Below are 5,288 nucleotides of genomic sequence, written 5' to 3'. Positions count from 1 at the left end.
AGTTTTCAAATAAAGAAATTGCTGACAAGCTTTTTATTAGTGTTCGAACGGTCGACGCACATAAGAGAAATTTATTGGATAAAACTGGGAGTAAAAACATCGCAGGCTTGGTTCTATATGCCATTGACAGGCAACTATTTGACGATCTATAGGTAATATGCCTAGTTGGTGAATTAAGTGTATTGCCCACTGTTTAATTGATTAATGAGTATAACTTTGCAATTAAATGTATGGTAAATGCTCATAGGAATTCATAATAGAATCAATCAAAAACTGGTCGAAGAAATTTCGCTTGTCTATGCTTTGTCATTTGTGCCATATCAGCATATTCTTATTGAAGATAGAACCTTGTTGGAACAAACTCCTCGTATTTTATTGGTTAACCTTATGGATTTAGGTCTTGAGGAAGAAGCATTGAGATTGACATTAAAGAAGGTCTATCCAGATCTCAATTTGATAGGCATGCATTGTTTTCAATCTGAGTTAATGATTCAAGAAACGCTGGTTAAAGGGTATGATCAATATGTTTCAGTTTTTGATATTTTAGATAATTTTGAAAAGCTAATTAGAGCATAATACGTATCATTTCTACAGATTTTACTGCTTTCTTATGGGTTTATAAAGAGTTGATTTTTCATTAAAAATGAATGCATTCTTCAACTAAACAATAGTCAATCTAAGCTATTACATTTTTAAGTCAGGACATGGCAGTAAATTGGATCATTGATGTTGTAGAAGTTAAGAATATCGTTAGTGGACTTATAGTATTTTTTGGAAACGATGCTAATGATGAAGTTGAAGAGATAAACGGTCAAAATCATTAGAAGTGCATTGAGTCAAGGGTTGTCAGGAGTTTTTAGTAATTAAAAATGGATAATCATCTAATATGCAAGTGTATAGATCCATATGGTTGTACCCTCGCTAGGAATCGAACCTAGATCTAAAGTTTAGGAAACTTTTGTTCTATCCGTTGAACTACGAGGGCTGAGAATACAAATAAGAAGCATCTGTTTAGCACGACAAATATACTTGGAAAAAGGAAAAATGTAAAGGGTATAGCAGGGATTTTTTTATCTTTATATCTAAATTCCAATCCTTACAAAATGAAAAATAATTCTACTGTCAAGACCCTTTTTTGTTGGGTTTTATGTATATCCGTATATGGGACTATCCAAGGGCAAAATCTCAGTCTTCATTCTCCTGATGATAAAATTTTAATGGAAGTTGCTACTGATGATATCATTAGTTGGTCGATTCATTTTGAAAACGAACTTGTGTTTGAAAAGATAGAAATTTCAATGGAGATGAATGGCAATCGTTCTTTAGGAATAAGGCCGAAGGTGAAAAGATCAAGTACTCGTCCCCAGCAGGTAATCATCAGACCTGTTATCCCTTATAAGGATGCCGAGATAAAAAGTGCTTTTAATGAATTAACGATTGAGTTTAGGGGAGAATATAAATTAATATTTCGTGCTTATAATGATGGTGTAGCCTATCGATTCATTGATTTGAGCAACAAGACTCAACAGGTGATAAACGAAAGGATGGAACTGAAGTTTTCAAAAGGAGCATCCACCTATTTTCCAAAGGAGGAATCAATGTATTCTCATAATGAGAGAACCTATTTGCATGTCCCGATAAGTGATTTGAAAAAGAATGATTTTTGCAGTTTACCTGTGCTGTTTGAACAAAAGAAATTGAAAGTGTTATTTACCGAAGCCGCACTGCACAATTATCCTGGGATGTTTCTAAAGAAAAATGAGCTCGGAAATCTGGAAGCGGATTTTCCAAACTATGTGTTGGAGGCCAGAGCAAATGAGCAAGACTCGCCGGACAGAAATCAAATCATTGCGAAAGAGGCAACTTATATTGCCCGTGTCAATGGGGGCAGGGACTACCCATGGAGGGTATTTATGATCAGTGATGATGATAAAACTTTTGTTGAATCGAATCTGGTCACTGAGTTGTCAGGGCAATCAAAATTAAAGAATAGTTCATGGATCAAACCGGGGCAAGTTGCCTGGGACTGGTACAATGCCAATAATATATATGGTGTTGATTTTGAAGCAGGTATCAATACCGAAACGTATAAATACTATATTGATTTTGCGGCAGAAAATAGTATAGAATACGTGATTCTTGATGAAGGCTGGACAAAATCTACAACAGAAATTATGGAACCCAATCCTGATATAGACCTGGCTGAACTTATCAATTATGGCCGAGAGAGAAATGTAGGCATTATACTTTGGGTTTTGTGGAAACCGCTGGACGAAAATATGGATGAGATACTTGCATTATACAGTGGCTGGGGAGCCAAAGGAATCAAGGTTGATTTTATGCAGAGAAGTGATCAATATATGGTAACTTCTTACGAAACAATTGCTGAAAAAGCAGCTGAATTGAAATTGTTGGTAGATTATCATGGTGCCTTTAAGCCCGCAGGAATTGAACGTGTTTGGCCCAATGTCATCAATTACGAGGGAGTGAAGGGAAATGAGAACAATAAGTGGAGCGCCGATATAACTCCGGAACATAATGTGACGATTCCCTTTATCAGGATGGCTGCCGGACCATTGGACTTTACACCTGGGGCCATGGCCAATGCGCATGCAAAAAATTATGCGATTAGTTTTCAGAGACCCATGGCGCTGGGTACTCGTTGTCATCAATTGGCAATGTATGTTGTTTATGAAGCCCCTCTCCAAATGCTTTGTGAATCTCCTACGCGGTATAAAAAAGAACAAGAATCAGTGGATTTTATCAGTAGCATTCCCACAATATGGGATGAAACATTGGTGATAGAAGCTGCTGTTTCTGATTATATTTTAATAGCAAGAAGAAAGGGTGATAATTGGTTTATTGGTGGAATGACAGATAATACGCCTAGAAATTTTGAATTGAATCTTGATTTTTTAGCACAAGGAAAATATACCATGGAACTTATGCGAGACGGGAAGAATGCTCATAATCAAGCAGAAGATTATAAGCGGGAAGTAATGGAGGTCAATTCTACATCAATGATTCCAATTCAAATGGTCGGAGGTGGAGGTTGGGCCGCTAAAATATATAAGGATCAGTAGCGAAGCTATTCCATCATTTTGAGTTCCAAGGATGCAATGATAGACTTAATTTTGGCGTCAATACGTTTGTAAAAATCAGGATTGTATTTTTGCAACTTCTTTTGATCCATTTTGTATATTTCCAGCTGTATCTCACTTTGAGGCTCTTTTACAATAAAGTTTGAAATCTGGTATTGATAGCGTTCATTAATCAAGGTAAGTCCTATTGTGCAATAAACAGACTTGTACAATTCCGGGAAGTCATTGGGTCCCCATAATTCCTGAAATTGTAATTCTCCTTCAATTTGGTGATGTCTTTCATCAAGGGCTTGATTGTGTGCAATGCGAAGTTCATGTTCCTGAAACCAGGCCTGCGCATTTTCGCTTAATTGCAGCTTTGATGCATCTATAACTTCATGCACTTTTGTATAAACGACTTTTTGACCTTTCAATGGTAATATGTCTAACAACATATTTTGCGACTGGACTGAGAGGGAGCAAAAGAAGATAAAAAGTAAGATTTTTTTCATAGCAGAAACCTTATATCTTTATTAAATTCAGTTCTAAATATAAGAAAATTGTTTCAAATTGAATTTTATCGTCGACGGTTTCAAATTAAAAATTAACATATCTTTGTTTTTAGCTTATTCATAAACTCATTGCTATAGAAGCCTCCTTTTATAAATACTATCTAGATTTTAAACGCCCCGGTGGAACTTCCCGTGGTGTTCTGCATCAAAAAGAAACCTATTATTTGTTGATCAGGAATGGTACAAAAACGGGGATTGGTGAATGTGGTCTTTTTCGCGGTTTAAGTTGCGATGACAGGCCAGACTATGAAGATAAATTGACATGGCTTTGTGATAATATTCATAAGAATACGGATCTGCTATTGGGAGAATTGATCGAGTTTCCTTCCATTCAATTTGGCTTGGAACAAGCCCTTATGTCCTTGAAGTCAGCGAATTTATTTGAATTATTCCCCTCTGATTTTACGCTTGGGAAAGATCAAATCCCCATCAATGGACTGATCTGGATGGGAGATGAATCTTTTATGACCGAACAGATATCTGTGAAATTAAACGAAGGTTTTACAACCTTGAAAATGAAGATAGGTGCGATTGACTTTGATACGGAGTTAAAAATTCTAAGAAGAATTCGACAACAATTTAGTGCCTCTGCATTGGAGCTTCGCGTAGATGCCAATGGAGCGTTTTCGACAGAAGAGGCCATGGATAAACTCAAAGAGTTGCGTGTGTATGATATTCATTCTATAGAACAACCCATCAAGGCAGGCCAATTAGAATCCATGCAGGATTTGTGTAAAACAAGTCCAATTCCTATTGCTTTGGATGAAGAATTAATTGGCGTTGTTGGTTATGTAGAAAAAAAGCAATTATTGACTGAAATAAAACCTCAGTATATCATTTTAAAACCGAGTTTGGTTGGAGGGTTTAATGGTAGTAGAGAATGGATCGAACTATGCGAGTCAATGGGTATTGGTTGGTGGATTACTTCAGCGCTGGAAAGCAACATCGGATTGAATGCCATTGCTCAATTTACCTATAGTTTGAAAAGTAAGATGTTGCAAGGCCTAGGAACAGGTGGATTGTTTAGCAATAATATAGGGTCACCACTTTTTGTTAAAAATGGAAGCTTAGGCTATGACCCTCAACAAAAATGGAGCGATTTCAAGGCTTTTTTAAACGATTAGCTTTATTTTTAGCGAGAATTTAGGTTTATGAGATATTTAGAACAGGTCTTTAAAGGAAAAAATGATTGGTGGAGGTACTTACTTAGTTTAATTACTGTTTTTTTTGGATGGCAGGTAGTGGGAGTCATTCCCATTTTTTTTGTGGCTTTAAACAAATCGGAAAATCTGGATGAATTAATGGCGAGTTCAGAAAGTATGTTTATGGATCTAGGTATCGATTCTAACATGTACTTGTTAGTCATGTTGTTGAGCTTTGTTTTTGGTTTGATTTTCCTTTTAATATCTGTAAAAAGAATACATCACAGGTCTATTGTCAGTCTCGTGACATCAAGAGAAAAAATTGATTGGAAAAGAGTCGGTTATGGATTTGCCATTTGGTTTTTATTTTCCATACTTTCTATAGCGGTGGATTATGTCATATCACCAGAGCATTATGTTTTTAATTTCAAACCAGAACCTTTTGCTATTTTACTCTTGATTTCTGTGATTTTTATGCCATTGCAAACCAGTTT

Annotated in this window: 5 protein-coding genes, 1 tRNA gene and 1 pseudogene; 5 read left to right on the top strand and 2 right to left on the bottom strand. The window is 36.0% G+C overall.

The window, feature by feature from the left end:
• Positions 1-17 precede the first annotated feature (17 nt).
• Both ACR2MV_RS08010 and ACR2MV_RS08005 read left to right on the top strand, forming a co-directional pair.
• Entirely contained in the window at positions 18-152 is a 135-nt protein-coding gene (locus ACR2MV_RS08010; protein ID WP_434021387.1) for a LuxR C-terminal-related transcriptional regulator, read from the top strand.
• Positions 153-237: 85 nt separating this feature from the next.
• A complete protein-coding gene (locus tag ACR2MV_RS08005; protein WP_434021385.1) occupies positions 238-576 on the top strand; it encodes a hypothetical protein in 339 nt (112 codons plus the stop codon).
• A 337-nt stretch (positions 577-913) separates the two neighbouring features.
• On the opposite strand, the gene ACR2MV_RS08000 is transcribed toward ACR2MV_RS08005, so the two are convergent.
• Positions 914-985 (bottom strand) — tRNA-Arg (locus ACR2MV_RS08000).
• Between the two features lie 118 nt (positions 986-1,103).
• On the opposite strand from ACR2MV_RS08000, the gene ACR2MV_RS07995 reads away from it, so the two are divergent.
• A complete protein-coding gene (locus ACR2MV_RS07995; RefSeq protein WP_434021384.1) occupies positions 1,104-3,083 on the top strand; it encodes a glycoside hydrolase family 97 protein in 1,980 nt (659 codons plus the stop codon).
• Between the two features lie 5 nt (positions 3,084-3,088).
• Here ACR2MV_RS07995 and ACR2MV_RS07990 read toward each other — a convergent pair whose 3' ends face one another.
• Entirely contained in the window at positions 3,089-3,535 is a 447-nt protein-coding gene (locus ACR2MV_RS07990) for a hypothetical protein (RefSeq protein ID WP_434021383.1), read from the bottom strand.
• Between the two features lie 191 nt (positions 3,536-3,726).
• Here ACR2MV_RS07990 and ACR2MV_RS07985 point away from each other — a divergent pair, with 191 nt between their 5' ends.
• A complete protein-coding gene (locus tag ACR2MV_RS07985) occupies positions 3,727-4,776 on the top strand; it encodes an o-succinylbenzoate synthase (protein ID WP_434021386.1) in 1,050 nt (349 codons plus the stop codon).
• 27 nt (positions 4,777-4,803) lie between these two features.
• Positions 4,804-5,288 (top strand): annotated as a pseudogene (locus tag ACR2MV_RS07980) (CPBP family intramembrane glutamate endopeptidase); the annotation flags it as partial.

The organism is Lutimonas sp. (assembly GCF_051011215.1).
GTDB lineage: Bacteria > Bacteroidota > Bacteroidia > Flavobacteriales > Flavobacteriaceae > Lutimonas.
Note: the sequence above shows the minus strand (reverse complement) of the source record. Positions and strands in the feature narration are given on the sequence as shown.

Excerpts from the sequence above, each read along its gene's own strand:
- ACR2MV_RS07995 (WP_434021384.1), top strand. The coding sequence starts at position 1,104 with ATGAAAAATAATTCTACTGTCAAGACCCTTTTTTGTTGGGTTTTATGT.
- ACR2MV_RS07990 (WP_434021383.1), bottom strand. The coding sequence starts at position 3,535 with ATGTTGTTAGACATATTACCATTGAAAGGTCAAAAAGTCGTTTATACA.
- ACR2MV_RS08005 (WP_434021385.1), top strand. The coding sequence starts at position 238 with ATGCTCATAGGAATTCATAATAGAATCAATCAAAAACTGGTCGAAGAA.